Below are 23689 nucleotides of genomic sequence, written 5' to 3' on the forward strand. Positions count from 1 at the left end.
ATCGGCCCCGTTCGACCCGATGGGCAAGGCGGCGTTCGCGGTGCGTTCCTCTTCCGCGGATACCGGCGAGTCTAGGAGACCGTGACCGCTCGTTCACGGGGTGTGAGACCCGGATTCGCGGTGGTGCTATCCCGTGTGTGGTGGATCACAGCCCCGGTCATCTGATCGTCCGGGCCGGGACGTGGTCCTCGAGCAGGTCCTCGCCGTAGAGGTCCGCCACCCACTGGTCGTGGTAGACGGTGTCGAGGTACCGGTCGCCGAGATCGGGCGCGATCGCGACCGCCGTGCCGACGTCTTCGTGCTGCTCCAGCCAGCTCAGGGCGCCGCTCACGACGGTGCCCGTGGAGCCGCCGAAGCAGAACCCCTCCCGGGTGAGGGCGCGGCAGGTGCGCACGGTGTCGGCTTCCGCCACGTGCACGACGTCGTCGACGTAGGAGGCGTCGAGCATCGGCGGCCGGATCCCGGTGCCCAGCCCGGGAATCATCCGGCGGGCCGGTGGCGTGCCGAAGGTGACCGAGCCGACCGTGTCGATCGCGACCACCCGGGTGCCGGGGCGGTGCTCGCGCAGGTACCGGGCGCACCCCATGAGCGTCCCGGTGGTGCCCGCCCCGATGAAGACGACGTCCGTGTCGGGGAAGGCCCCGGCGATCTGCGGGCCGGTCGTTTCGTAGTGGGCGCGCCAGTTCCCGGCGTTTTCGTACTGGTTGAGCCACACGTGGCCGTGCTCGGCGCACAGCCGCTTCACCAGCTCGATGCGCGCGCCCAGCAAACCGTGCTCCGGGTGCGGCTCGGTGACGATGCGGACCTGGGCGCCGAGCGTCTCCATCAGCTGCCGGGCCCCGAGCGTGCACCGGGAGTCGGTGACGCAGACGAACCGGTAGCCGGAACTGGCGGCGACGAGGCTCAGCGCCACGCCGAGGTTGCCGGACGAGCTCTCCACGAGGGTGGAGCCGGGCCGCAGGTCGCCGCGGCGCTCGGCCGCGGCGACCATCGACCGGGCCGCCTTCACCTTGATCGACCCGGCGAAGTTGAAGCCCTCGCACTTGAGGTAGAGCGGGCGGCCGGCGAACCGGCGGAGGTCGACGAACAGGTCGTCGGTGTTGAAGTCCTGCGGGGCGCTGATTATCGGCACGCGAAACTCCCGCTCATCGCTTGCCGTACCGGTCGAGTTCGAAGAAGAACTCGGGCACGGTCCGCAGGGCACCGGAATCCCGCAGCCGGTCGTGGACGTGCTTGCCGACGGCGAGGTCGAGCACCCCGAGCCCGAACGGCGAGAAGACCAGCGGCCGGTCCTTCGGCAGCGATACCTTCCCGGTCAGCACGTCGTGCAGGGTCCCGGACAGGAAGTCCCGGCCGCCGGTCCGCTGCTCGGCCAGGTGCACCGACGTGTTCGCCTTCAGGCAGTGCTCGACGTCGTCGACGACGTTGGTCGACGCCAGGATCACCTCGGGCGAGAGGTCGCGCAGCGAGACGTGCAGGACCAGCGGGTTGTGGTCGAACCACGCCGGGTCGTGGACGTGCGGCTCGCCGGCGACCGTCGCGAACACGACCAGGTCGCTCCCGCGGATCAGGTCTTCGGCGCTGTCGTGCACGGTGACCGGCGACTGCCCGGCCGCGTCGAGGTAGCCGCGGAACCCTTCGGCGTGCGCGGGGTTCAGGTCGAACACGCCGACGTCGTCGAAGCTCCAGCCGGCGGCGGCGAGGTATGCGTGGACGTACCGCGCGATCAGGCCGGTGCCGACGATGCCGAGGCGGGCGGGCCGGGCCCGGTCCCGGGTCAGCCAGTCGGCGGCGAGCGCGGCCGACGCGGCGGTGCGGGTGGCGCTGATGATGGAGCTTTCCAGGCAGGCCAGCGGATAGCCGGTCTGCCGGTCGTTGAGGACGAGGATCGCCGACGCCCGGGGCAGCCCGCTCGCGACGTTCTCCGGGAAGCTCGAGATCCACTTCAGCCCGTCGACCGCGATGTCCCCGCCGACCGACGCCGGCAGGGCGATGATCCGGGAGGACGGCCGGTCGGGGAAGCGCAGGAAGTACGACGGCGGGTTGACCGTGTCGCCGGCGCCGTGCAGGCGGTAGGCCGACTCGATCAGGTCGATGACCAGTTTCTCCTGTCCGTCGAGGACTTCGTGGACCTGCGCCCCGGAGATCACGGCGAACTCCGGGACGGACGTGCTGCTGCTCATGCTGGAAGCCTTCCTGAGGTGGTCTGCCGCGGCTTGTCGTGAGTGGTAATTCGGGTTAGAACCCGAATTACCACTCACGACCGGTGACGTGCGGTGGAGTCGTCCAGCCGGGGGAGAGGTCTTCGGACGGCTCGGGCGCGCCGTAGCCGGTCCGCACCGGCAGCACGCCGGCCCAGGCGGTGTCGGCCTCGACGTCCTCGGGTTCGTCGTCCGGGCCCTCGGCGCGCATCTTCACGGATGCTTCGGCGAGGTCTAGGGCGAGCACGGAGACCGCGGCGAACTCCTTCGCGTTGACCTCGCGCGCGTGCTCCCACGAGCCGGGCGCGAGGTGGTCGGTGAGCACCTTGAGGCCGTGCATCTTCGCCTCGGCGTCGAGGACCGGCTCGGCCTGGCCGATGACGACAGCGCTGCGGTAGTTCATCGAGTGGTTGTTGACCGAGCGCGAGTAGACGATGCCGTCGAGGAGCGTCACGGTCACGCAGACGTCGAGGCCGTGGGCGGCGGTGCGGAGGCTGGCCGCGCCGGTCGAACCGTGCAGGTAGAGCGTGTCGCCGTCGCGGCCGTAGCCGGTCGGGAGGACCAGCGGCACGCCGTCGCGGACGATCCCGAGGTGGCAGATCAGGCCTTCGTCCAGGACGGCGTGCAGCGCGGAGCGGTCGGTGACGGCGCGGTGCTTCTTGCGGCCGAGCGTGGTGCGGGGCGTGGTCGACAACATGCGACCAGCGTCTCCCGCGGTAGTGGCCTCAGCAAACGGCCACTTCTCGTACACTTGGGAAGTCCACTCTCTCGGGAGGTCCTGTGTCCGACACCGCGCTCCCGGTGAGCCTCGACCGTTCGGCGGTGACCCCGCTGGCGGTGCAATTGGCGGACGCGCTGCGCGAAGCCGCGGCGAGCGGCCACCTGCGCGGCGGCGACCGCCTCCCTTCGACGCGCGCGCTGGCGGGCAGGCTCGGCGTCAGCCGCACGGTGACGTCGGCGGCGTACGAGCAGCTGCACGCCGAGGGCTGGATCGCCGGGCGGCACGGCTCCGGCACGTACGTGACGACCCCGCCGTCGTTCTCGGCTTCCGAGGTCCCGGCGCCTTCGGTCCCGGCGGTGGAGGTCTCTGCGCCCTCGCTGCTCGACCTCGGCCCGGGCACGCCGTGGGCGGACGGCCTGGACCGCGCGGCCTGGCGCCGCGCCTGGCGGGCCGCGGCCGACCCGGACCCCCTGGTCCGCGCCCACCGGGCGGGGCTGCCGGAGTACCGCGCGGCGGTCTCGGAGCACCTGCTGCGCCACCGAGGACTGGCGGCGGGTTCGGTACTGGCCACGGGCGGCACGACGGCGGCGGTCGTCGAGCTGGCCGCGGCGGTGCTGGAGCGCGGGGACGTCGTCGCCGTCGAAGAGCCGGGCTACCAGCGGGCGGTGCAGGCGTTCCTCCGTGCGGGGATGCGGGTGGTGGGTGTGCCGGTGGATGACGAGGGGTTGCGGCCGGAGGCGATTCCGGACGGCGCGCGGGCGGTGTACTGCTCGCCGGCCCACCAGTACCCGATGGGCAGCAGGCTGAGCGCGGCGCGGCGGGTTTCGCTGGTCGAGCGCGCGCGTGCGTCATCGATGCTGGTCATCGAGGACGACTACGACGGCGAGCTGCGGTTCGACGTGGCGCCGCTGCCGATGCTGGCTTCGCTGGCGCCGGACGTCGTGGCGCATTTGGGGACCACGTCGAAGATCCTCACGCCGACGCTGGGGGCGGGGTGGATGGTGGCGCCGGAGGCGATCACTTCGGCGGTGCTGGCGTACCGGGATTTGACGGGAACGCGGCCTTCCCCGGCGGGTCAGCGGGTGTTGTACGAGTTCGCGCGAAACGGTGATTTGGGGCGTCACCTGCGGAAACTGCGCCGGGAGATGGCGGAACGGCGGACGTTGCTGGCGGGGGCGCTGTCGTCGGCCGGGGTTCCGGTGCGGGGCGACGACGCGGGAGCGCACCTGGTGGTGCCGTTTTCGTCGGCTTCGGTGGAGGCGTCGGTGATCGCGGCGGCCGAGCGGCGGGGGATCCGGTTGGACGGGCTGGCTCGGCATTTCGCCGGGACGCCGTCCGCGCACGGGGTCGCGATCGGGTACGCGGGGTGTGCGCGGGAGGCCTTGGTGGCGGCTTTGCCGGTGTTGGTGGGTTTGTTGCGCTGAGGGTTGTCCACAGTTCGGCTGTGGTGTGGACAACGTGGCTCGGCAGGGGCTTTTCGGGCTTTGGCGTCGGTTGCTGCCGATACGCTCAATTCGGTGGGGGTTTCCCCCTGGGAGGGCGGGTTCTGCGGCGAAGTCGTCCGAGCATGGCGTCTGAGGACGCTGTTGGTGAATTCGGGTTCGTGCCGGCCGGAGCGGCCAACTTGCCGGCCGGAGCGGCCAACTTGCCGACCGGAGCGGCCAACTCAGCGGCTGCAACGGCCAACACGCCGGAGAACCCGGGCGAGTTGGCCGTTGGGGGTGTCGTTGGTCGTTACGGGCCATCCGCTCGCCACCGAACCACAGCATCATCCAGGGAGGGCAGGGCGTGTCGCTCGTCCGGCGTTCGCGCCGAAGCGCAACAGGTTTCCCGACGGGTCGCGTACTTTCAGCACGTCTGCCGAGAGCGCGTGGGGATAGCCGGCCGCGGTGAGCCGCTCGGCCAGTGCGCGCATCTCCTTCGCCGTGGGCAGCAGCAGGTCGACGCCGACGAGGTGGGCGGTGTCCTCGGGGGCGGGTTCTCCTCCGTCGGGGCTGAACCGGTTGGTGAGGACGAGCAGGGCCCGATGCTCGGTCACCCCGATCGCGAGGAACATGGTCCCGAGCCTGCCCTGGACCTCGAAGCCGAGCAGGCCGGTGTAGAAGGGCTCGGTGGCCTCGAGTTCGGCGTCGGTCACCTTGAGCTGGACGTGCCCCATCTCGGTCCCCGCAGGCAGTCCCGCGTACGGCTCGTCCGCGCCGGGCTCGTCGGTGAAGTCCTCCGGCTTCAGCGGATCGGCGACGACCGCCGGCCGGCCGCCCTGCCGGCGCCACTCCTCGCGCGGGCGGGCGCAGGTGACCTCCACGCAATGACCGTCCGGGTCCATGACGTAGCACGAGTGCGCGACGCTGTGATCCACCAGCTCGAATTCGGAGTGCCCGGCCGTGTAGTGCTTCACGAACCGGGCCAGGTCGGCGGGCGTCGGCACCTGGGGCGCGAAGTGGCTGAGCCCCGGGCTCGAGGCCGGCGGAAGGCCCGCACCGGGCCGCTCCCGCAGGACGGCGAGCACCCGACCCGGCACTCCCACCCAGGCACCGCCCGGCTCGTGGTGAAGGACCTTCAGGCCGATCGACCGCGTGTAGTAGTCCAGGCTGCGGTCCAGGTCGGCGACCGTCAGTTCGACGGTGCCCAGCGTCAGGTTGGGGGCCGGCCTGCTGGTCGTCATGCTCATTTCTCCTTGTTCTTACCGGCGAAGAGGCGCTCGAACGGTTTGGTCAGGGCAGAAACGGCGGACATGCTCTTGAAGAACATGATCATCTTTATCGGCCGGCCGTCGACGAACATCATGTCGAGGCCCTTCTGCGACGCCGCCGCGGATTTGGCGCCGCGCGGGAACATCGTTTTCTCGTAGCGCGTTATCGCCGTTTCGACGTCGGAACCATCGAGGATCTCGCGCGCCAGATCGGCGCCGTCGATCAGCGCGATGTTGGCGCCTTCGCCCGCGAACGGCGACATGAGGTGCGCGGCGTCGCCGACCAGCGTCACGCCGGGCACCCGCTCCCAGGTCAGACCGGTCGGCAGTGCGTGGATCGGCCGGGGCCGGATGGCGTCGTCGTCGCACTCGCGGATCAGGCCGGTCAGGGCCGGGGCCCAGCCGGGATACTCGCGCAGCAGTCCCGCGCGGACGGATTCCGGGTCGCGCCAATCGATACCGCTGTCGGCGACCCAGTTCTCGGGGACGCGCAGGCCGCAGCCCACCGCGATGGTGTTCCCGCCGTGCCCGCCGATGTACCTGTTGTCCGACAGCATGAAGAAGCTCCCCCGCCCGGTGAGCGCGAGCGCTTCCGGGTGCTTGGCCATCGCGTCGGTCAGGCGCAGCTCGACAATGGTGATCCCGGTGTAGGCGGGCTTCACCGGGGTCAGCAGCGACCGGATCTTCGACCACGCGCCGTCCGCGCCGACGACGAGATCGGCGTGCACCACGGAGCCGTCCGCGAACTCCAGCGCGTGTCCAGCCTCGCCGGGTCGCGCGGCGACGACCTTGCGCCCCCAGACGATCGTGCCCGGCCGCAGCGACTCGACGAGCAGCTGCCGCAATTCCGTTCGATCGATTTCCGGCCGGCCACCGCCACCCGCCGGTTCACGCCGGTCGACATGCACCCGCCCGGTCTTGTCGAGCAGGCGGATGTCCTCACCACCGACATGCGTACGAGCGCGGAACTCCTCGTAAAGTCCGGCTTGCTCGAGCGCGACCTGCCCGGTGTCCTCGTGAATGTCGAGTGAGCCGCCCTGCTGACGAGAATCCGGCGTGATGTCCGCTTCGTAGACGGTGACGGGTATTCCGTTCCGCTGGAGAATTCGCGCGCAGACGAGACCGCTCAGGCCCGCGCCGACAATGGCGATACTGCGAGTGGACATGCCGATTCACCCCTTTCCTCATGGAGCAAGCGCGTTGCCTGGGTGCAGGGCGCCTACTGGGCGAACGGTATTCGTGACGAACCCCGTTCGTCAAGCGGTTGGCGAACAGAGTTCGCGACGAGTACCGTTCGCCGGGTGTCCCAGCGTGATCCCTTCGGCGCCTCCAGAGTTCAGAGCCGCCGCACCAGACCGGCGAAACCGCCGCTGAGCCGTGACGCGATCGTCGAGGAAGCGCTGCGCCAGATCACCTCGGAAGATGACGGCGCCATGAGCCTCCGCAAGATCGCGAAGGCACTCGACACGGGCCCGGCCTCGCTCTACGCCTACGTCAACGACCTGAGCGAACTCCAGGCGCTCGTCCTCGACCGTGCACTGGAAGCAGTCAAGGTCGACGAGGCGGAAGGCTCATGGCGCGACCGGCTCGAACAACTCCTCCGCTCCTACACCGCAGTCCTGATGAGCAGCCCGGCAGTCGCGCTGATGGCCTTCCGGACCACCGCCGTGGGACCCAACGCACTGCGCATCGCCGAAACCCTCCTCGAACTCCTCGCCGAAGCCGGCGTCGACCAGGCAACCGCGGCCTGGGCCATCGACATGCTGACCATGTTCGTCACCGCGGTCGCGGCGGAACACGCGAACGGCTCGGACCCGGCAGCACCGGACGGCCCGGTCACCCAGGCGATCAACCGCGCTCCGGCGAACGAATACCCTCGCATCCACGCCGCCCGGAACGAGATCATGTCCGGCACCGGCGAGGAGAGGTTCGCGTGGTCGATCGACGTCCTCGTCCGCGGCATCCTCTCCCGCGCGCAGCCCTGAGCGGACGCCGCACCCAGGACGTCCACCGTGCCGCCCGGCTGGTCGAGCGAGGACTGGCCGGCTTCCCCGAGTCCGCGAAACCACGCTGAAGCACGACCCCGGGGCGAGCCCACTGGACGCCTCGACTTACCAGACGTGCCACAGCCATCACCGGTTGCGTTCACCGCCCCCACCAGCCCACCCGGCGCACCGGGCTCGGCTGTTCCGCGAGGTCACCGGGTACGGTGGCTCACCATGAGCGAGAAGATCCGGGTGGCGGTCGTGTTCGGTGGGCGCAGCAGCGAGCACACCATCTCGTGCCTGTCCGCCGGCAGTGTCCTCGGTCACCTCGATCCCGAGCGGTTCGAAGCCGTCCCGGTCGGGATCACCCGCGAAGGCCGGTGGGTGCTCGGCTCCGGTGATTCGGCCCAGCTCGCCATCCGTGGCCGGGAACTGCCCTCCGTCGACGACGGCAAGGGGCTCGTCCTCGCCGGGGATCCCTCCAGCCAAGGCCTCGTTGCCGTGGAACCCGGGCGCGAAAGCGAACTGCTGTCCCGGGTCGACGTCGTCTTCCCCGTCCTGCACGGGGCCTTCGGTGAAGACGGCACCATCCAGGGCCTCCTCGAACTCGCCGGCATCCCCTACGTCGGGCCCGGGGTGCTCGCCAGCGCCGCCGCCATGGACAAGGAAACCGCCAAGAAACTCCTTGCCGCCGAAGGGCTTCCGGTCGGGACCTATTCCGCCCTCAAGCGGGGACAGTCCACTTTGGACGAGCAGCGGAAGCGCGAGCTCGGGCTGCCCGTCTTCGTGAAGCCCTCCCGGGCCGGGAGCTCCGTCGGCATCTCGCGCGTCGCCGGATGGGCCGAGCTCGACGCCGCCATCGAACTCGCCCGGGCCACCGATCCCAAGGTCCTCGTGGAGGCCGCCGTCGTGGGGCGGGAGGTCGAATGCGGTGTCCTCGAATTCCCCGACGGCCGCGTCGAAGCTTCGCTGCCCGCCGAGATCCGGGTGCTGTCCGAGGACGAAAACGCCTGGTACGACTTCGAAACCAAGTACCTCGGCGACGACGCCGAACTCGACATCCCCGCCAAGCTCGACGACGCCCTCACCGAAAAGCTCCGCGCGATGGCCGTCGAAGCCTTCCGGGCCCTCGACTGCCAGGGCCTCGCCCGCGTCGACTTCTTCGTCACCGAAGACCACGAGCTGATCATCAACGAGGTCAACACCATGCCGGGCTTCACGACGAAGTCCGCCTACCCGAAGATGTGGGAGGTCACCGGCATGGACTACGCCACGCTGCTGACCACCCTCGTCGAGACGGCGATCGCCCGCGGGACGGGACTGCGCTAGGAGAACCGCAGCGGTCGGGGCGCCAGCTTCGCCGCGACCGTGTCGGAGATCTGCTGCAGCGGCCCGGTCCCGGCGCTGTCCGGCACCGTCAGCGCCGCGTAGACGTCCCGGTCCACCACGTACCACGTCGACGCGCCTTCGCCCGGCACCTGCAGCCACTGCACCTTGTTCACCAGGCGCAACTGCGCCGTCGGCGTCAGCTCCGGCGGCCGGTTCAGGCCGCAGCGCAGCACCAGCGGGTCGTCCGTGCCCCACGCCACCGTGGCGGGCGGCGCCGGGGCGGCCAGCTCGCGCACCTTCAGCGCAGTGCCGTTCGACGTCAGTTCGGAGGGCACCGCACCCAGCAGCGTCGCGCAATCCGGCGACCCCGCAAAAGGCGCCGGCACGGGGACCAGCGGCAGCGGACCCGCGGAGTCCGAGGGGGCAGGCCGGGTCAGCGCGAAGACGGCGACGGCGACTGCCAAGGCCACGGCGAGCGCGGTCGCGGTGACGAGCACCACTCGAGGCGGCGCACCGGTGTCGGAATCAGGCACCGGACCACTACACCACAGTGACATTGCACGGGGGACGACCCCCGGACCCCCGAAATGGGGGTCAGAGGTGGACCACCGGGCAGGTCAGCGTCCGCGTGATGCCCTCGACGTTCTGCACCTTCGCCACCACGAGCTGGCCCAGCTGGTCGACGCTGTCGGCGGCCGCGCGGACGATCACGTCGTACGGTCCGGTGACATCCTCCGAGCTGGTGACACCCGGGATGCTGGAGATCTCGGCAGCCACCGCGGCCGCCTTGCCGACCTCGGTTTGAATGAGGATGTATGCGTGGACCACGGCGCGCCCTTTCGTCGGGATCGATCGGCTCAAGGTAGGAACGTCATCAGCAACGTATCGCCAGCTCACGGAAAAACATAGGGCATCCGACTATCGGTGATCGATCTTTGTCCCGGTAGAGAAAGCAGAGGTGACCGGTGTCACCGAACGACGGAACGGTCGCCGAGACCGGCGAGTTCGCGCTCATCCGAGCCGTCACCGAAGGACGGCGCCAGCCGCCGGGCACGCTGCTCGGCCCGGGCGACGACGCCGCCGTCGTCGCGGCCCCGGACGGCCGCGTGGTCGCCAGCACGGACGTCCTCGTCCAGGGCGTCCACTTCCGCCTGGACTGGTCCTCGCCCGAGTACGTCGGGCGCAAGGCCGTCGCGGTCAACCTGGCCGACATCGCCGCCATGGGTGCCACGCCGACCACCGTCCTGGTCGGGCTCGCCTGCCCGCCCGACACCCCGCGCGAGGTCGTCACCGGGCTGGCCGACGGCATGTGGGCCGAGGCCGAGCGCGCCGGCATCGGCGTCTCCGGCGGCGACATGGTCCGCGCCGACCAGCTCGTGATCAGCGTCACGGCCCTCGGCGACCTCGGCGACCGCGAGCCGGTGACGCGCTCGGGTGCCCGGCCCGGTGACGTCCTCGCCGTGAACGGGCGGCTCGGCTGGGCCGCCGCCGGCCTGGCCGTGCTCGGTCGCGGCTTCCGGTCGCCGGTCGGTGTCGTCAACGCCCAGCGCTGCCCGGAACCGCCCTACGAAGCCGGGCCGCACGCCGCACTGGCCGGGGCCACGGCGATGATCGACGTCTCCGACGGCCTGCTCGCCGACCTGGGCCACATCGGCGAGGCCTCCGGCGTCGGCATCGACGTCCGCACCGGCGACCTCGACATCCCGGCCCGGCTCACCGAGGTCGGCGCCGCCCTCGGCGCGGACCCCCTGGACTGGGTCCTGACCGGCGGGGAGGACCACGCCCTGGTGGCCACGTTCCCGCCGTTCACCGAACTCCCGGACGGCTGGCGCACCATCGGCGTCGTCACCATGGCCGGCTCCGGGATCACCGTCGACGGGAAACCGTTTTCGCGAGAAGGCGGATGGACGCACTGGCGCTGATCTAGGCTCCGGAAGCGTGAGAATCGTTCCAGTTCCCTACGACCACCCCGACGCGGCCAAGCTCATGGCCGCGGTGCAGCAGGTGTACGTCGAGCGCTACGGCAGCCAGGACGCCACCCCGATGAGCCCCGCGGACTTCGATCCGCCGCAGGGCTTGTTCCTCGTCGGCTATCAGGGTGAGGAAGCGGTCGCCTGCGGGGCGTGGCGCGCCCACGACGGCCCCGAGCCCGATTTCCGGCCCGGCGACGCCGAGTTCAAGCGGATGTACGTCGCCGATTCGGCCCGCGGCCGCGGGTTCGCGCGGATGATCCTGTCCGAGCTGGAACGCACGGCGGCGCTGTGCGGCCGCAAGCGCGCGGTCCTGGAGACCGGGACGAAGCAGCCGGAAGCGATCGCGCTCTACACGTCGTCGGGCTACACCGAGGTCCCGCACTTCGGTGTCTACAAGAACGAGCCGGAAAGCCGCTGCTTCGGCAAGGACCTCACCTCGGGGTGAGCTTCAGTAGAGCCGCCGCGTGCGGCCGCAGGGACGCGGAAACGGAGCCGATGGCAGTGCCCGTTTCCCGGTGGGCCCACAGGTCGCGGACCTGCCACGCGCCGGGGATCGACGCGGAGACGGTCGCGGTGGTGCTGCCGGTGTTGAGCAGCACCACCGCGAAACCGCCGCCGCTCAACGGTTTTCCCCACACCTGGTAGCCGGGGCCCGCGGCGAGCTGCCGCCCCTGGCTGCCCGCGAAGTCCTGGTCGACGGCGATCGCTTCGGCGTTGCTCAGCGTCGCGAGGTCGGTGCCGCCCAGCTTCGCCGGGTCGGTGCCGGCGAACAGCGGCGCGTTCAGCACGGCCCAGACACTGAAGTGCGCGCGCGACTCGTCGGCGGTCAGGGTGCCGTTGCCGACCTGGAGCATGTCCGGGTCGTTCCAGCCGCCGGGGGAGCCGCTGTGGACGGCCACGCCGGCCTGCTGGTCGATGGTGGCGAGCACGGAATCCCAGGTCGGGATCAGGTCGTTGGTGGTGCGCCACAGGTTCGCCACCGGCCGCGCCCAGGTCCACGGGCTGGAGACGCCGTATTCGGAGATCGCGTAGACGATCGGGCGGGGCAGCGCGGCCAGCTCGTCGCGCATCTTCTCGAACGCGGCCTTCCGGTCGAGGCCGTCGACGGTGTCGGCGTTGCACCAGTCGTACTTGAGGTAGTCGACACCCCAGCGGTCGAACGTCTCGGCGTCCTGGCGCTCGTGGCCGAGCGAGCCGATGCCGGACGCCGGGTAGGCGTCGTTCGCCATGGCGCAGGTCCGGCTGCCGGGGACAGCGTAGATGCCGAACAGCAGGCCGCGGGAGTGCACGTAGTCGGCGAGGTCGGCGATGCCGTGCGGGAACCGCTTCGGATCCGGCTGCAGCGAGCCGTCGGCGGCCCGGGTGGCTGCCTGCCAGCAGTCGTCGACGACGACGTACTGGTAACCCGCGTCACGCAGGCCGGTGTTGGCGAGCGCGTCGGCGGCTTTGCGCACGACGTCCTCGGTCAGGTCGTAACAGCGGACCTGGTTCCAGCTGTTCCAGCCCATCGGCGGCGTCCCGGCCAGGCCGTTCGCCGACGCGGGGGACGCCGTGGGCAGGCTGAGCAGCCACGTCAGCGCGACGAGGAGGAGCAGGAGCGGGCTGGTTTTCGGCTTCGCGGTGATGCCGTGATCCAATCGCATGGGAAGTGAAACCGCAGTCACCCGGAGGCGGCATGCCGATCTACGCACTCGGTTCGCTCGAGCCGACGATCCACCCCGACGCCTACGTCCACCCGGACGCGACGGTGATCGGCGACGTCCGGATCCGCGCCCACGCGTCGGTGTGGCCCCAGACGGTGCTGCGCGGCGATCACGGCCACATCGAGATCGGCGCGCGCTCGAACGTCCAGGACGGCTGCGTCCTGCACTGCACCAAGCAGCACCCGACGATCCTCGGGCCGTCGTCGGCGATCGGGCACGCGGTGCACGTCGAGGGCGCGACGATCGGCACGGGCTGCCTGATCGCGTCCGGTTCGGTGGTGCTCAACGGCTCGGTGATCGAGGACGGCGGCATGGTCGGCGCGGGCGCGGTGCTCTCGTACGGCTCCCACGTCAAGACCGGCGAGATCGCCCTCGGCGTCCCGGCGAAGACGCGGGAGAACAAGTCGTTCAGCGCGGAGAACATCGCCCTCGTCGTCGATTCGTACGTGCAGCGGGCGCAGCGGTTCCGGACCGAGCTGAGGCGGCTCGACCCGCTCGGGTGACGCCGGCCACGCCCGGTAGGCTGGCGCGCCGTGACCGCACGACCGCTGCAGGACATCGTCGAGGCAGGCTGGGCGCAAGCCCTGGAACCGGTGGCGCCGCAGGTCGCCGCGATGGGGGAGTTCCTCCGCGCGGAGATCGCCGCTGGCCGGACGTACCTGCCGGCGGGTGAACACGTGCTGCGCGCGTTCAAGCAGCCGTTCCACGACGTCCGCGTGCTGATCGTCGGGCAGGACCCGTACCCGACGCCGGGGCACGCGGTCGGCTTGAGCTTTTCCGTGGCGCCGGACGTCCGGCCGATCCCGAAGAGCCTGGTCAACATCTACAAGGAGTACGCCGAGGACCTCGGCCACCCGCTGCCGTCCAACGGCGACCTGACGCCGTGGGCCGACCAGGGCGTGCTGCTGCTCAACCGGTCGCTGACCGTGCAGCCCGGGAAGTCGAACTCGCACCAGGGCAAGGGCTGGGAAGCGGTCACCGAGCAGGCGATCAAGGCGCTCGCGGCCCGGTCGGAGCCGATGGTGGCGATCCTGTGGGGCCGCAACGCCCGCAACCTGCGCCCGATGCTGGGCGAAGTGCCCTGCATCGAGTCCGCGCACCCGAGCCCGCTCTCGGCGCACAACGGCTTCTTCGGGTCGCGCCCGTTCAGCCGGGCCAACCACCTGCTGGAGCAGCAGGGCGCGGCGCCGGTCGACTGGAAACTTCCCTGACGGCCGGTGTCCGGATCCACGTGACGGCTCCGACCAGGGGCAAACCTTTGGAGGAAGCATGAACGTCACTTCGGCCGACGGCACGACCATCCACTTCGAGCGGCGCGGCTCCGGCGCGCCGGTGATCCTGGTCGGCGGCGCGTTCAACGACCGCACGACCGTGGCCGGCCTGGCCGAGGTCCTGGCCGGCGACTTCACGACGATCGCCTACGACCGGCGTGGACGCGGTGACTCCGGCGACTCGGCCGAGTACGCGGTGGAGCGTGAGATCGAGGACCTGGCGGCGCTGATCGCCCAGGTGGGCGGGACGGCGTCGGTGTTCGGCCACTCGTCGGGCGCGATCCTGGCCCTGGAGGCGGCCGCGGCCGGTCTCCCGATCGGCAAGCTGGTGGCGTACGAGCCGCCGTACACGGTCGCGGACCGCACGCCGTCCGCGGACGACCTCGTGGATCGCGTGCGAGCCGCGAACGAGGCGGGCGACCGCGACGAGGCGGTCCGGCTGTTCCTGGTCGAGGGCGCGGGCACCCCGGCGCAGGCGATCGACGGGATGAAGGCGGACCCGGTCTGGGGCTGGTTCACGGCGCTGGCGCACACGCTGCCGTACGACCTGACGATCGTCGGCCCGGGTGGCCGCCTCCCGGCGGACCGGCTGGCGCGGATCTCGGCGCCGACGCTGGTCATCGACGGCAGCGAGAGCCCGTCCTGGTTCGGCGCGACGGCCCGAGCCGTCGCCGAGGCGGTGCCGGGCGCTCGGCACGAGACCCTCGACGGGCAGGACCACGGAGTCCTCCAGTACCCGGAGACCCTCCGCCCGCTCCTGACGGACTTCCTCAAGTAGGCCCCCAGCGCCCCAATGTGGCCTTGGTTGCGTTCAACGCACCGAAGGCCGCCTTGGGTGCGTTGAACGCACCGAAGGCCACATTGGGGCGCTGGAGGTGACCCCACATGAAAATGGCGGGTGCTCCGAGGAGCACCCGCCATTCGAACTCTTCTCGCCTCAGCCGCGAACGACCTTGCCCGCCTTGATGCACGAGGTGCACACGTTCAAGCGCTTGCGCTGGGACACACCCACCTTGGCGTGGACGGTCTGGATGTTCGGGTTCCACCGGCGGTTGGTACGGCGGTGGGAGTGCGAGACCGACTTGCCGAAGCCGGGTCCCTTGCCACAGACGTCGCACACGGCAGCCACGTCGAACTCCTTTGGATCTGGGTCATAGAGATGAGCCCAGACGGACTGGGCAACTCGACCATAGTAACTACTGCATTCCCGCGGTTCCGCACCGGGTCGATACGCTGCCCGGGACCGGTCGGGAGGTTACAGGTGCGGGTGCTGGACGCGGCGGCGGTAACGGCGTGGGCGGCGGGCTGTGTACACAGTCTCGCGAGCCTGCGGCCGGCCATCGACGAGATCAACGTCTACCCCGTCGCCGACTCCGACACCGGCTCCAACATGCTCTTCACGATGACCGGCGCGGCCGCCGAGCTGGAAAGCGCACAACCGGAAACCGCGGCCGACGCGTTGAAGATCCTGGCGCGGGGCGCGGTCGCGTCCGCGAAGGGCAACTCCGGCGTGATCCTCTCCCAGGTCGTGCGCGGGCTCGCCGACCGCGCCGAAGGCGACCTGGACGGCGCGTGGCTGGCGAAGGCACTGGGGCACGCCGACGAGGTCGCCACCGGCGCCGTGAGCCGCCCGGTCGCCGGGACCATCCTGACCGTCCTGCACGCCGTCGCGCTCGCCGTCCGCGGTGACACGAGCCCGCTGCCCGAAATCGCCGCGAAAGCCGCGAAAGAGGCCGCGCACGCGCTGGAGAAGACGCCCGAGCAGCTGCCCGCGCTGGCCAGGGCCGGGGTCGTCGACGCCGGGGCGCGCGGCCTCGTCGCCGTGCTCGACGCGCTGGTCGGCGTGCTCACCGGCGCCCCGCTCGAACAGGAGCACGCCCTCGAAGTCCGCACCGAACTCCCCGCTGCCTACGCCTGGGAGGTCATGTACCTCCTGGACGGCGTCGACGAGGCGAGCCTGCCGACCCTGCGCAAGGAGCTGAGCGGCCTCGGGGACAGCGTCACGGTGGCCGGCGACGGCTCGGGCAGCCACGCCGTGCACGTCCACTGCGCCGACATCGGTGCCGCCATCGAGGCCGGGCTCGCGCTCGGCCGGCCGCGCAGGATCCGGGTCGAACCCCTGCTCACGCCGACGCCGATCGAGCCGGGCGGCGGGATCGACCGCACGGTCGTCGCCGTCGTCCACGGCGGCGCGCTGGCCGAGCTGCTGCGCGCCGAGAGCATCCCGGTGCTGGCCGTGCCCGAGGGCGGGACGCCGAGCGTCGAGGACGTGATCAGCCTGCTCAACGAAGCCGCCGGCCGGCACGTCACGGTGCTGCCGGGCAGCGTCGGGCTCACCGCGGCGGTCGACACTGCGGCCGGGCACGCGATGGCTGCCGACCGGGACGTCGTGGTCATCCCGTGCGTCTCGCCGGTGCAGGTGCTGGCCGCCCTCGCCGTGCACGACGCCGGGCGCCGCACCAACGACGACGTCGTCGCGATGGCCGAAGCGGCCGCCGCGACCAGGCGTGGCGAACTGCGGATCGCGCAGGAGGAGTCGCTAACCTGGGTGGGCCGGGCCCAATCCGGCGACGTGGTCGGCCTGGTCGACGACGAGGTGGTGCTGATCGAGCCCGCGCCCGCGTCCGAGACGAACCTGGTCGCGGCCGCGATGAAGGTGCTGAACCGGATGCTGGCGCTCGGCGGGGAACTGGTGACGGTGCTCAGCGGGGCGGCGGCCCCGCCGGGGGTCGCCGAGGAGCTCGCGGAGCAGCTCCGGGTGGAGCACCCGGAGGTGGAACTGACCAGCTACGCCAGCGGCCAGGCGGACGCCGTGCTGCTGATGGGAGTCGAATAGCCGATGGCCGGACTGCGCGACAAGCTGCCGTTGCTGCTGGGCGCCAAGACGGCGAAGGCGCTCGCCACGTCGTTGGACATCGAGACGGTGAGCGACCTGCTGCGCCACTACCCGCGCCGCTACGCCGAGCGTGGCGAGCTCACCGACATCCACGGCCTCGAGCTGGGCGAGCACGCCACCGTGCTGGCGCGCATCGAAAAGGTGAGCAAGCGGCGGATGAAGGCCCGCAACGGGACCATCATCGACATGGTCATCACCGACGGAAAACGGCGCCTGACCTGTGCGTTCTTCAACCAGGCCTGGCGCGAGAAGGACCTCGTCCCCGGCAAGACCGGCCTGTTCGCCGGCAAGGTGTCCGCCTTCCGCGACACCCTCCAGCTGACCAACCCCGAGTACGAGCTGTTCGACGCCGAGAACGAAGCCGAGGCGATGGACAACTTCCTCGCCGCGATCATCCCGGTCTACCCGGCGGCGCAGGGCATGCCGACCTGGTCGATCGCCAAGTGCGTGCGCCAGGTCCTCGACGTCCTCGAGGTCGACGACGACCCGATGCCCGCCGAGCTGCGGCGGCTGCACAAGCTGGCCGACCTCGACAACGCGCTGCGCGGCATCCACCGCCCGGAGAACTGGGCGCACCTGGAGGCGTCGAAGAAGCGGCTCAAGTGGGACGAGGCCATGGCCGTCCAGCTGATCTTCGCGCAGCGGCGGCATTCCGCGATCTCGCGGCCGGCCAAGGCGAACCCGCACGTCAGCGGCGGCCTGATGGACGCCTTCGACAAGCGGCTGCCCTTCGAGCTGACCGCGGGCCAGCGGGGGATCGGCGACGAGATCGCCGCGGACCTGGCGACCGAACACCCGATGAACCGGCTGCTGCAGGGCGAGGTCGGCTCCGGCAAGACGGTCGTCGCGCTGCGGGCGATGCTGCAGGTCGTCGACAACGGGCGGCAGGCCGCGATGCTGGCGCCGACCGAGGTCCTCGCCTCGCAGCACGCGCGGTCGCTGCGGGAAATGCTCGGCGACCTCGGTCAGGCGGGCGAGCTGGGCGCGGCGGAGAACGCCACCCGCGTGACGCTGCTCACCGGGTCGATGGGCGCGAAGGAGCGCAAGAAGGCGTTGCTGGAGATCGTCAGCGGCGAAGCGGGCATCGTCGTCGGCACGCACGCGCTGATCCAGGACCACGTCGAGTTCGCCGACCTCGGCCTCGCCGTCGTCGACGAGCAGCACCGCTTCGGCGTCGAGCAGCGGGACGCGCTGCGCACCCGCGGCGCCGGCGACACCAGCCCGCACGTCCTCGTCATGACCGCGACGCCGATCCCGCGCACGGTCGCCATGACCGTGTACGGCGACCTGGAGGTCTCCGCGCTGCGGGAGATGCCGGTCGGGCGGTCGCCGATCGCCACCACCGTCGTGCCGGTCGCCGAGAAACCGGCCTGGTTCGAGCGGATCTGGCAGCGTGTCCGCGAAGAGGTCGGCAAGGGGCACCAGGCGTACGTCGTGTGCCCGCGGATCGGCGACGAGCCGCCGTCGGACAAGAGCGACAAGCGGCCGCCGCTCGCGGTCCTGGAAGTCGCCCCCGAGCTGGAGCACGGCCCGTTGCAGGGCCTGAAGATCGGCGTGCTGCACGGCCGGATGCCCCCGGACGACAAGGACGCTGTGATGCGCGCGTTCTCGGCGGGGCAGCTGGATGTCCTGGTGGCCACCACCGTGATCGAGGTCGGCGTGAACGTGCCGAACGCCACCGCGATGGTGATCATGGACGCCGACCGGTTCGGCGTCAGCCAGCTGCACCAGCTGCGCGGCCGCGTCGGCCGGGGCAGCGTGCCGGGGCTGTGCCTGCTGGTCACCGAAACCCTCGACGGCACGGCGACCCGGGAACGGCTGGCGGCGGTCGAGTCCACGACGGACGGCTTCGAGCTGTCGCGCCTCGACCTCGAACTGCGCCGCGAAGGCGACATCCTCGGCGCCGCGCAGTCCGGGAAGCGGTCCACGCTCAAGCTGCTGTCGCTGCTGCGGGACGAGGACGTGATCGCCGCGTCCCGGGCCCTGGCGCAGGAACTCGTCACCCAGGACCCGGAGCTGGCGAAGTACCGCGGCCTGGCGCAGATGGTCGCCGACGTCGTCGACGTCGAGCGCGCGGAGTACCTGGAGAAGAGCTGATCCGCGCGGCCACGGTCGCCGATGCCCCGGCGATCGGCGAGGTCCACGTGGCGTCGTGGCGAGCGGCGTACGCGGGCCTGCTGCCGGACGGCTTCCTCGCGCGCCTCTCGGCCGAAGAACGGGCGGCGTCCTGGGAGCGGCGCATCGGCGAGGGAGCCGGGCAGGTGCTGGTCGTCGAGGAGGACGGCGTCGTCGCGGGCTTCGCCGCCTTCGGGCCTTCGCAGCTGTACGCGCTGTACCTGCTGCCGGAGTTCTGGGGCCGGGGCCTCGGCCGGGCGCTGCACGCCCGCGTCGTCGAAGCGATGTCCGGCGACAGTGCCGTCCTGTGGGTGCTCGCGGCCAACGAGCGGGCGAAGGCCTTCTACGTCCGGCAGGGCTGGGTGGACGACGGCGCGACCGGGACCGAGACGCTCGACGACGTCACCCTGGAAGTGGTGCGGTTCCGCCGGCTGCTGCCGTGAAGACGCCGGCTTTCGCGGCCGCCGCGGCTGCCGCGGCGGCGACTGCGGCATCCCCGGGCGTCACGCCTTCCCGGGAGACGAACAGGCGGTAGAAGACCGGACCGCAGGCCACCCGCACAACCTCGACCGGGTCGGTGCCCGGCGGCACTTCGCCGCGTCCGACGGCCCGCGCGACGATGGCCGCCGAGCGGGCGTGGCGGTCGACGTAGAACTCGCGCAGGGCGTCCGCGGCGCGCGCGGAGAGGAACGCGGCCGAGATCGACGCGGTCGGCAGCTCGCGCTCGCCCGGCGAGGTGAAGTAGTGGACGAGCTCCAGGTTGACCTCGCGCAGGTCGCCTTCGAGGGAACCGGTGTCCGGGGCGGCCCACTCCTGCTCGGTGCCCAGCAGCAGGGCGGCCGCGACCAGGCCCTCGGCGGACTCCCAGCGGCGGTACAGCGTCGTCTTGTGCACGCCGGAGCGTTCGGCGACCGCCTCGACGGTCAGCTCCGCGTACCCGCGTTCGCCGAGCAGCGCGAGGGTGGCGTTCAGCGCGGCGAGGCGGGTCCGCTCGGTGCGGCCGCCCGGACGCTTGGTTCCGGAAATCTTGGTTGCCAACTGCTACTCCTGTTGCGTTAGTGTGCTCAGTATGCCAGGAACCGTCGCAGTTGCCGAGATCGCCGACCTGATCGGTGACGCCGAGGTCGTCGCCATCGGCGAGAACAACCATCACATCCGCGAGTTCGGCGCGCTGCGCGACCGCCTCCTGCGCCACCTCGTCACCGAGCGCGGGTTCACCGTGCTCGGGTTCGAAGGCGGCTTCGCGGAGGGGCACCTGGTCGACGCGTGGCTGCAGGGTGGCCCGGGCGAGGTCGCCGACATCGCCCGGGACGGCTTCACCTTCGGCCTCGGCGACTCGGCCGAGGTGCACGAGATGCTGACCTGGCTGCGCGGCCGCGGCGTCCGGTTCTCCGGCCTCGACGTGCCGAGCTCGGCGGGTTCGCCGGTGCCCTCGCTCGAGGCGCTGCGTTCGGAGGTCCTGCGCGTGGACCCGGCCAACGTGTCCCTTGTGGACAATGCCCGTTCCGCGTGCGAGCCGTACGCGTCGGTGAGCAGCGCGGTCGCGCCCGGGCGTTATGGGGCGATGAGTCCCGAAGCGCGCGACGCGGCGACAACGGCCCTGACCGTCCTGAAAGGACACGTGGAGTCCCTCGGTTACGGTGCCGTCGCCGCGCACCACGCGGAGGGCGCGCTGCGCGTCGATCTGTACCTGCGGGAGCTGGACGCGCTGATGGCGGGCCGCGCGCCCGAGCCGCAGAGTTCGTCGCGGGACACCTACATGGCGGCCACCGTGCGCCTGCTGCGGCGGCAGTTCCCCGGCGAAAAGATCGTGCTGATGATCCACAACGGACACCTCCAGCGCGTCCCGTTCTCGCCGATGCCGGGCATGACGGCGCCGTCGGCGGGGACGCACCTGGCCGCGGAGCTGGGGGACAAGTACTTCGCGCTGGCGCTCACCGCCGTCGCGGGGACGACGACCGGCCTGGCACCCGACCCGGCGTTCCCGCTGGGGTTCCGGATGTTCGAGCAGGCCCTGGACGAACCGGCGGAAGGCAGCGTCGAGGCGCTCTTGGCGGAGCAGGCGCCGTGCGTGGTCGCGCACCCCGCGGCCTCGGCCATCCGGCACGCGCACATGACACCGTCGGTGGACGTCGCGGCCGCGTGGGACGCCGTCGTCTGCCTGGAGAAGCAGGAAACGATTTTCGGGGGCAGTGCCGAACAGGTGTGCCCGTTCGGCTGATTGCCGCAGTGGTCGAGGTGGGCGTTTCCTACCGGTATGGCCGGGCGGAGGCGGGCGTTGATCGTCGCCAACGGCGAGTACGACAACGCGGGGCTGCAGCGGCTGGGCTCGCCCGCGGCGGACGCCGACGCCCTGGCCGGGGTGCTCGCCGACCGGGCGATCAGCGACTTCGAGGTGTGCGTCGTGCGGAACGAGACCGCGCACGTCGTCCAGGCGGAGATCGAGGACCTCTGTCTCGAGGGCAAGCCCGACGACGTCCTGCTGCTGCACTTTTCGTGCCACGGCCTGAAGGACGACGCGGGCGGGCTGTACTTCGCGGCCCGCAACACGCGGCCGGACCGCCTGCGCTCGACGGCGGTGTCCGCGCAGTTCGTGCAGCAGTGCATCCGGCAGAGCCGATCACGCAGCATCGTCCTGCTGCTCGACTGCTGCTACGGCGGGGCGTTCGGGCAGGGCGTCGCGGTCCGGGCCTCGGGCGACGCGAACGTCCTCGACAGCTTCCGCGGCGGCCGCGGCCGGGCGGTCATCACGGCGTCGAACTCGATCGAGTACGCGTTCGAGGGAGCGACCTTGGCCTCGGACGAGCCGGCCCGGCCATCGGTGTTCACGTCGGCACTGGTCGAGGGCCTGCGCACGGGCGAAGCGGACCGCGACGAGGACGGCTGGATCGCGCTGGGCGAGTTGTACGAGTACCTGTTCGACCGCGTCCGCGAGCGCAACCCCAAGCAGACACCGAGCCGCGACATCGAGATGCAGGGCGAGCTGTACCTGGCGAAGAGCCGGCGCCGGCGCATCAAGCCGTCCCCGACCCCGCCTGACCTGGCGGCGGCGATCGGCGCGGAGAACCCGTTCACCAGGCTGGGCGCGGTGGCCGAGCTCCGGCGGCGGTTGTCGAGCTCGAACCTGCCGGTGGCGATGGGGGCGTTCGAGGCGCTTCGGGGGATGGCTGCGACGGACATCGAGCACGTGGCCGCGGCGGCTTCGGACGCGTTGGCGTTCGCGGTGGTCCGGGTGGACGTGCCCTCGGTGCGGTTGTCGGCTGCGGCGGGCTCGCGGGCTACGGCCGGGCTGCGGGTGTCGGGGCCGCCGGTGGCGCGGGAGGTGCGGTTCGAGGCTTCGCACGCGTGGATCGGGGTGGCGGAGGTGCCGGGCGGGGCGGAGCTGTCGGTGGCGGCGGGGGAAGCGGGGGTGCGGCGCGGGAAGGTGGTGGTGAGCGGGCCGACCGGCGAGGTGGTCGTGGCGGTGGAGATCGAGGCCCTGCCCGAGCCCCTGCCGCTGCCGGAGCCGGTCGTGACGCCCGTGCCGGGGCCGGGGCCGGGGCCGGGGCCGGGGCCGGGGCCGGTCGCGGAGCCGGAGCCGATCAAGCGCCCCAATGTGGCCTTCGGTGCGTCAGACGCACCGAAGGCCGCCTTGGGTGCGTCTGACGCAACCAAGGCCGCCTTGGGGCGCACTGCGGAGCGCGAGCCGGACTTCGGGCTCGAGCCGGAGGCGAAGCAGTCTGGGCCGGGGAGCCCTGCGGCACCCGAGGCCGAACCGGCCGCGCCGGTAGCCGCGGGGAAGGGCGAGCCTGCGCAATCGTCCGAACCGCCCACCACCGCGGCGGACACCCGACCCGTGGCCGCGTCCGTACCGGTGGCCGCCGGGCGAAGCACGCAGCCGGGCGCTGTCGATCCCGTCGGCGGGTTCGCCGGGGTGGCGGCGATCACCGGCTCGGTGTTCGCCGTCGTGGGATTGCCGCTGAAGTACCGCTGGGACAGCTACACCCTCGCCGAATACCGCCCCGGCATGGAGTACTACGTGGGGCTCGTGGCCGCCTGTGCGCTGCTCGCCGGGCTGCTGACCCTCGTGCCGCGGACGAGAGCGCGCACCGGACCCGCCCTGCTGGCCGGCGTGGGGCTGGCCGCGCTGTTCGGGCTGGCCCGGTTCGTCGGCGAGAGCATCACCCTGTCCGCGGCCGCGGCCGTGGGGTCGAGCGCCGAGTACACCCTGTCCGCGGCCGCCGGACCGCGCGCCGGGTACACCTTGGCCGCGTTCGCCGGCGATCGGGCCGCCGGGTCTTCGGGCACCGGCCTCGACGCCGGCTTCACCTTCGTTCTCCTCGCGCACATCGCGTGGGTGCTCGCCGGGGCCTGCGCGCTGGTGGCCCTGCACCGGAACCCCGCCGTCGCCCTGCGCGCCGGGCCGGTGCGCGGGTGGGCGGCCTGGGCGGCGATCGGGCTGGGCGTGCTGCTCGGCGCCGGGTGGATCGCACAGCTCGTGGAGCTGTCCACGTACGACTCCGACAACGCCGGCCGCAACGCCGCCTACTACGTCATCGGCGCCCTGCTGGCCGTCCTCGTCCCCGTCGTCGCCGTGGTGCTGAGGCCGCGTGCGGTCGGCTGCGCGGTGCTGGCTGCGGGCGTCGCCGGCCTGGCCGGGGTCCTCGGTCCGACCTTCGCCGCGCTGGTGGACTACAGCTCCCTGACCTATGCGGGTCAGGTGATCGCCGTGTCGGCGCTGGTCCTGCTGGCGATCGACACCGCGGTCCTCGCCCGGCGGAATCAGCCGATCGGGCGACAGTCCTGAGTTGTCGTCCGGGCGCC

General features: G+C 71.6%; 23 protein-coding genes. 13 read left to right on the forward strand and 10 right to left on the reverse strand.

Annotation, left to right across the window (positions count from 1 at the left end; all coding sequences use genetic code 11):
• Positions 1-157 precede the first annotated feature (157 nt).
• The 3 genes from sbnA to ACLJQF_RS00415 all read right to left on the reverse strand — a co-directional run bounded on the left by sbnA (position 158) and on the right by ACLJQF_RS00415 (position 2898).
• Entirely contained in the window at positions 158-1132 is a 975-nt protein-coding gene (gene sbnA, locus ACLJQF_RS00405) for a 2,3-diaminopropionate biosynthesis protein SbnA (protein WP_410606164.1), read from the reverse strand.
• 13 nt (positions 1133-1145) lie between these two features.
• Complete coding sequence (gene sbnB, locus ACLJQF_RS00410) at positions 1146-2183, reverse strand: 2,3-diaminopropionate biosynthesis protein SbnB (protein ID WP_410606165.1); 1038 nt, start codon at positions 2181-2183, stop codon at positions 1146-1148.
• Positions 2184-2250: 67 nt separating this feature from the next.
• Positions 2251-2898: a pyridoxamine 5'-phosphate oxidase family protein gene (locus ACLJQF_RS00415; protein ID WP_410606166.1), complete on the reverse strand. Its 648-nt coding sequence runs from the start codon at positions 2896-2898 to the stop codon at positions 2251-2253.
• An 83-nt stretch (positions 2899-2981) separates the two neighbouring features.
• Between ACLJQF_RS00415 and ACLJQF_RS00420 the strand changes: the two genes are divergently transcribed.
• Positions 2982-4346, forward strand: a complete 1365-nt coding sequence (locus ACLJQF_RS00420; protein ID WP_410606167.1) for a PLP-dependent aminotransferase family protein — start codon at positions 2982-2984, stop codon at positions 4344-4346.
• A gap of 344 nt (positions 4347-4690) precedes the next feature.
• Here the strand turns inward: ACLJQF_RS00420 and ACLJQF_RS00425 are convergent, their stop codons facing one another.
• On the reverse strand, positions 4691-5587 hold the full coding sequence (locus ACLJQF_RS00425; RefSeq protein WP_410606168.1) for a VOC family protein: 897 nt from the start codon (positions 5585-5587) through the stop codon (positions 4691-4693).
• A 2-nt stretch (positions 5588-5589) separates the two neighbouring features.
• Entirely contained in the window at positions 5590-6780 is a 1191-nt protein-coding gene (locus ACLJQF_RS00430; protein ID WP_410606169.1) for an FAD-dependent oxidoreductase, read from the reverse strand.
• 135 nt (positions 6781-6915) lie between these two features.
• On the opposite strand from ACLJQF_RS00430, the gene ACLJQF_RS00435 reads away from it, so the two are divergent.
• Together ACLJQF_RS00435 and ACLJQF_RS00440 are read left to right on the forward strand one after the other, a co-directional pair.
• On the forward strand, positions 6916-7599 hold the full coding sequence (locus ACLJQF_RS00435; protein ID WP_410606170.1) for a TetR/AcrR family transcriptional regulator: 684 nt from the start codon (positions 6916-6918) through the stop codon (positions 7597-7599).
• Positions 7600-7833: 234 nt separating this feature from the next.
• Entirely contained in the window at positions 7834-8928 is a 1095-nt protein-coding gene (locus ACLJQF_RS00440; protein WP_410606171.1) for a D-alanine--D-alanine ligase family protein, read from the forward strand.
• On the opposite strand, the gene ACLJQF_RS00445 is transcribed toward ACLJQF_RS00440, so the two are convergent.
• Positions 8925-9461, reverse strand: a complete 537-nt coding sequence (locus tag ACLJQF_RS00445) for a DUF3515 domain-containing protein (protein ID WP_410606172.1) — start codon at positions 9459-9461, stop codon at positions 8925-8927. The two genes, ACLJQF_RS00440 and ACLJQF_RS00445, sit on opposite strands and share 4 nt — an antisense overlap.
• Positions 9462-9522: 61 nt before the next feature.
• Positions 9523-9756 carry an Lrp/AsnC family transcriptional regulator gene (locus tag ACLJQF_RS00450; RefSeq protein ID WP_125306405.1) on the reverse strand — a complete coding sequence of 78 codons (234 nt, stop codon included), beginning with the start codon at positions 9754-9756 and terminating at the stop codon, positions 9523-9525.
• Between the two features lie 137 nt (positions 9757-9893).
• Here ACLJQF_RS00450 and ACLJQF_RS00455 point away from each other — a divergent pair, with 137 nt between their 5' ends.
• Both ACLJQF_RS00455 and ACLJQF_RS00460 read left to right on the forward strand, forming a co-directional pair.
• On the forward strand, positions 9894-10850 hold the full coding sequence (locus tag ACLJQF_RS00455) for a thiamine-phosphate kinase (RefSeq protein WP_410606173.1): 957 nt from the start codon (positions 9894-9896) through the stop codon (positions 10848-10850).
• Between the two features lie 16 nt (positions 10851-10866).
• Positions 10867-11346, forward strand: coding sequence for a GNAT family N-acetyltransferase (locus ACLJQF_RS00460; protein ID WP_410606174.1), 480 nt, complete (start codon positions 10867-10869; stop codon positions 11344-11346).
• Here the strand turns inward: ACLJQF_RS00460 and ACLJQF_RS00465 are convergent.
• Positions 11333-12544 (reverse strand): glycoside hydrolase family 27 protein, encoded by a 1212-nt coding sequence (locus ACLJQF_RS00465; protein WP_410606175.1) that lies wholly within the window; start codon positions 12542-12544, stop codon positions 11333-11335. The two genes, ACLJQF_RS00460 and ACLJQF_RS00465, sit on opposite strands and share 14 nt — an antisense overlap.
• A 32-nt stretch (positions 12545-12576) precedes the next feature.
• On the opposite strand from ACLJQF_RS00465, the gene ACLJQF_RS00470 reads away from it, so the two are divergent.
• Genes ACLJQF_RS00470 through ACLJQF_RS00480 form a run of 3 tightly spaced genes read left to right on the forward strand, consistent with a single transcriptional unit; the run spans position 12577 to position 14653 of the window.
• Positions 12577-13107 carry a gamma carbonic anhydrase family protein gene (locus tag ACLJQF_RS00470; RefSeq protein ID WP_410606176.1) on the forward strand — a complete coding sequence of 177 codons (531 nt, stop codon included), beginning with the start codon at positions 12577-12579 and terminating at the stop codon, positions 13105-13107.
• Positions 13108-13137: 30 nt separating this feature from the next.
• Positions 13138-13815 carry a uracil-DNA glycosylase gene (locus ACLJQF_RS00475; RefSeq protein WP_410606177.1) on the forward strand — a complete coding sequence of 226 codons (678 nt, stop codon included), beginning with the start codon at positions 13138-13140 and terminating at the stop codon, positions 13813-13815.
• Positions 13816-13873: 58 nt separating this feature from the next.
• Positions 13874-14653, forward strand: a complete 780-nt coding sequence (locus ACLJQF_RS00480; protein WP_410606178.1) for an alpha/beta fold hydrolase — start codon at positions 13874-13876, stop codon at positions 14651-14653.
• A 159-nt stretch (positions 14654-14812) separates the two neighbouring features.
• On the opposite strand, the gene rpmB is transcribed toward ACLJQF_RS00480, so the two are convergent.
• The gene (gene rpmB, locus ACLJQF_RS00485) at positions 14813-15004 is read right to left on the reverse strand and encodes a 50S ribosomal protein L28 (RefSeq protein ID WP_003091970.1); all 192 of its coding nucleotides are present in this window, start codon (positions 15002-15004) and stop codon (positions 14813-14815) included.
• Between the two features lie 132 nt (positions 15005-15136).
• Between rpmB and ACLJQF_RS00490 the strand changes: the two genes are divergently transcribed.
• The 3 genes from ACLJQF_RS00490 to ACLJQF_RS00500 are packed head-to-tail and all read left to right on the forward strand — an operon-like array spanning position 15137 to position 19329.
• Positions 15137-16711, forward strand: coding sequence for a DAK2 domain-containing protein (locus ACLJQF_RS00490; protein WP_410606179.1), 1575 nt, complete (start codon positions 15137-15139; stop codon positions 16709-16711).
• Positions 16712-16714: 3 nt separating this feature from the next.
• Complete coding sequence (gene recG / locus ACLJQF_RS00495; RefSeq protein WP_410606180.1) at positions 16715-18868, forward strand: ATP-dependent DNA helicase RecG; 2154 nt, start codon at positions 16715-16717, stop codon at positions 18866-18868.
• Between the two features lie 47 nt (positions 18869-18915).
• On the forward strand, positions 18916-19329 hold the full coding sequence (locus ACLJQF_RS00500; protein ID WP_410606181.1) for a GNAT family N-acetyltransferase: 414 nt from the start codon (positions 18916-18918) through the stop codon (positions 19327-19329).
• Here ACLJQF_RS00500 and ACLJQF_RS00505 read toward each other — a convergent pair.
• Positions 19289-19924, reverse strand: coding sequence for a TetR/AcrR family transcriptional regulator (locus ACLJQF_RS00505; RefSeq protein ID WP_410606182.1), 636 nt, complete (start codon positions 19922-19924; stop codon positions 19289-19291). The genes ACLJQF_RS00500 and ACLJQF_RS00505 overlap by 41 nt on opposite strands.
• A 31-nt stretch (positions 19925-19955) precedes the next feature.
• Between ACLJQF_RS00505 and ACLJQF_RS00510 the strand changes: the two genes are divergently transcribed.
• Both ACLJQF_RS00510 and ACLJQF_RS00515 read left to right on the forward strand, forming a co-directional pair.
• A complete protein-coding gene (locus ACLJQF_RS00510) occupies positions 19956-21107 on the forward strand; it encodes an erythromycin esterase family protein (protein ID WP_410606183.1) in 1152 nt (383 codons plus the stop codon).
• A 36-nt stretch (positions 21108-21143) separates the two neighbouring features.
• Positions 21144-23672: a caspase, EACC1-associated type gene (locus tag ACLJQF_RS00515; protein WP_410606184.1), complete on the forward strand. Its 2529-nt coding sequence runs from the start codon at positions 21144-21146 to the stop codon at positions 23670-23672.
• Positions 23673-23689: the final 17 nt, after the last annotated feature.

Source organism: Amycolatopsis sp. lyj-109 (genome assembly GCF_046548995.1).
Lineage (GTDB): Bacteria > Actinomycetota > Actinomycetes > Mycobacteriales > Pseudonocardiaceae > Amycolatopsis.

What these genes read in the sequence shown, in the direction of transcription:
- sbnB (WP_410606165.1), bottom strand. Translation starts at nt 2,183, where the DNA reads ATGAGCAGCAGCACGTCCGTCCCGGAGTTCGCCGTGATCTCCGGGGCG.
- ACLJQF_RS00415 (WP_410606166.1), bottom strand. Translation starts at nt 2,898, where the DNA reads ATGTTGTCGACCACGCCCCGCACCACGCTCGGCCGCAAGAAGCACCGC.
- ACLJQF_RS00425 (WP_410606168.1), bottom strand. Translation starts at nt 5,587, where the DNA reads ATGACGACCAGCAGGCCGGCCCCCAACCTGACGCTGGGCACCGTCGAA.
- ACLJQF_RS00430 (WP_410606169.1), bottom strand. Translation starts at nt 6,780, where the DNA reads ATGTCCACTCGCAGTATCGCCATTGTCGGCGCGGGCCTGAGCGGTCTC.
- ACLJQF_RS00440 (WP_410606171.1), top strand. Translation starts at nt 7,834, where the DNA reads ATGAGCGAGAAGATCCGGGTGGCGGTCGTGTTCGGTGGGCGCAGCAGC.
- ACLJQF_RS00465 (WP_410606175.1), bottom strand. Translation starts at nt 12,544, where the DNA reads ATGCGATTGGATCACGGCATCACCGCGAAGCCGAAAACCAGCCCGCTC.
- ACLJQF_RS00470 (WP_410606176.1), top strand. Translation starts at nt 12,577, where the DNA reads ATGCCGATCTACGCACTCGGTTCGCTCGAGCCGACGATCCACCCCGAC.
- ACLJQF_RS00480 (WP_410606178.1), top strand. Translation starts at nt 13,874, where the DNA reads ATGAACGTCACTTCGGCCGACGGCACGACCATCCACTTCGAGCGGCGC.
- recG (WP_410606180.1), top strand. Translation starts at nt 16,715, where the DNA reads ATGGCCGGACTGCGCGACAAGCTGCCGTTGCTGCTGGGCGCCAAGACG.
- ACLJQF_RS00510 (WP_410606183.1), top strand. Translation starts at nt 19,956, where the DNA reads ATGCCAGGAACCGTCGCAGTTGCCGAGATCGCCGACCTGATCGGTGAC.
- ACLJQF_RS00515 (WP_410606184.1), top strand. Translation starts at nt 21,144, where the DNA reads ATGGCCGGGCGGAGGCGGGCGTTGATCGTCGCCAACGGCGAGTACGAC.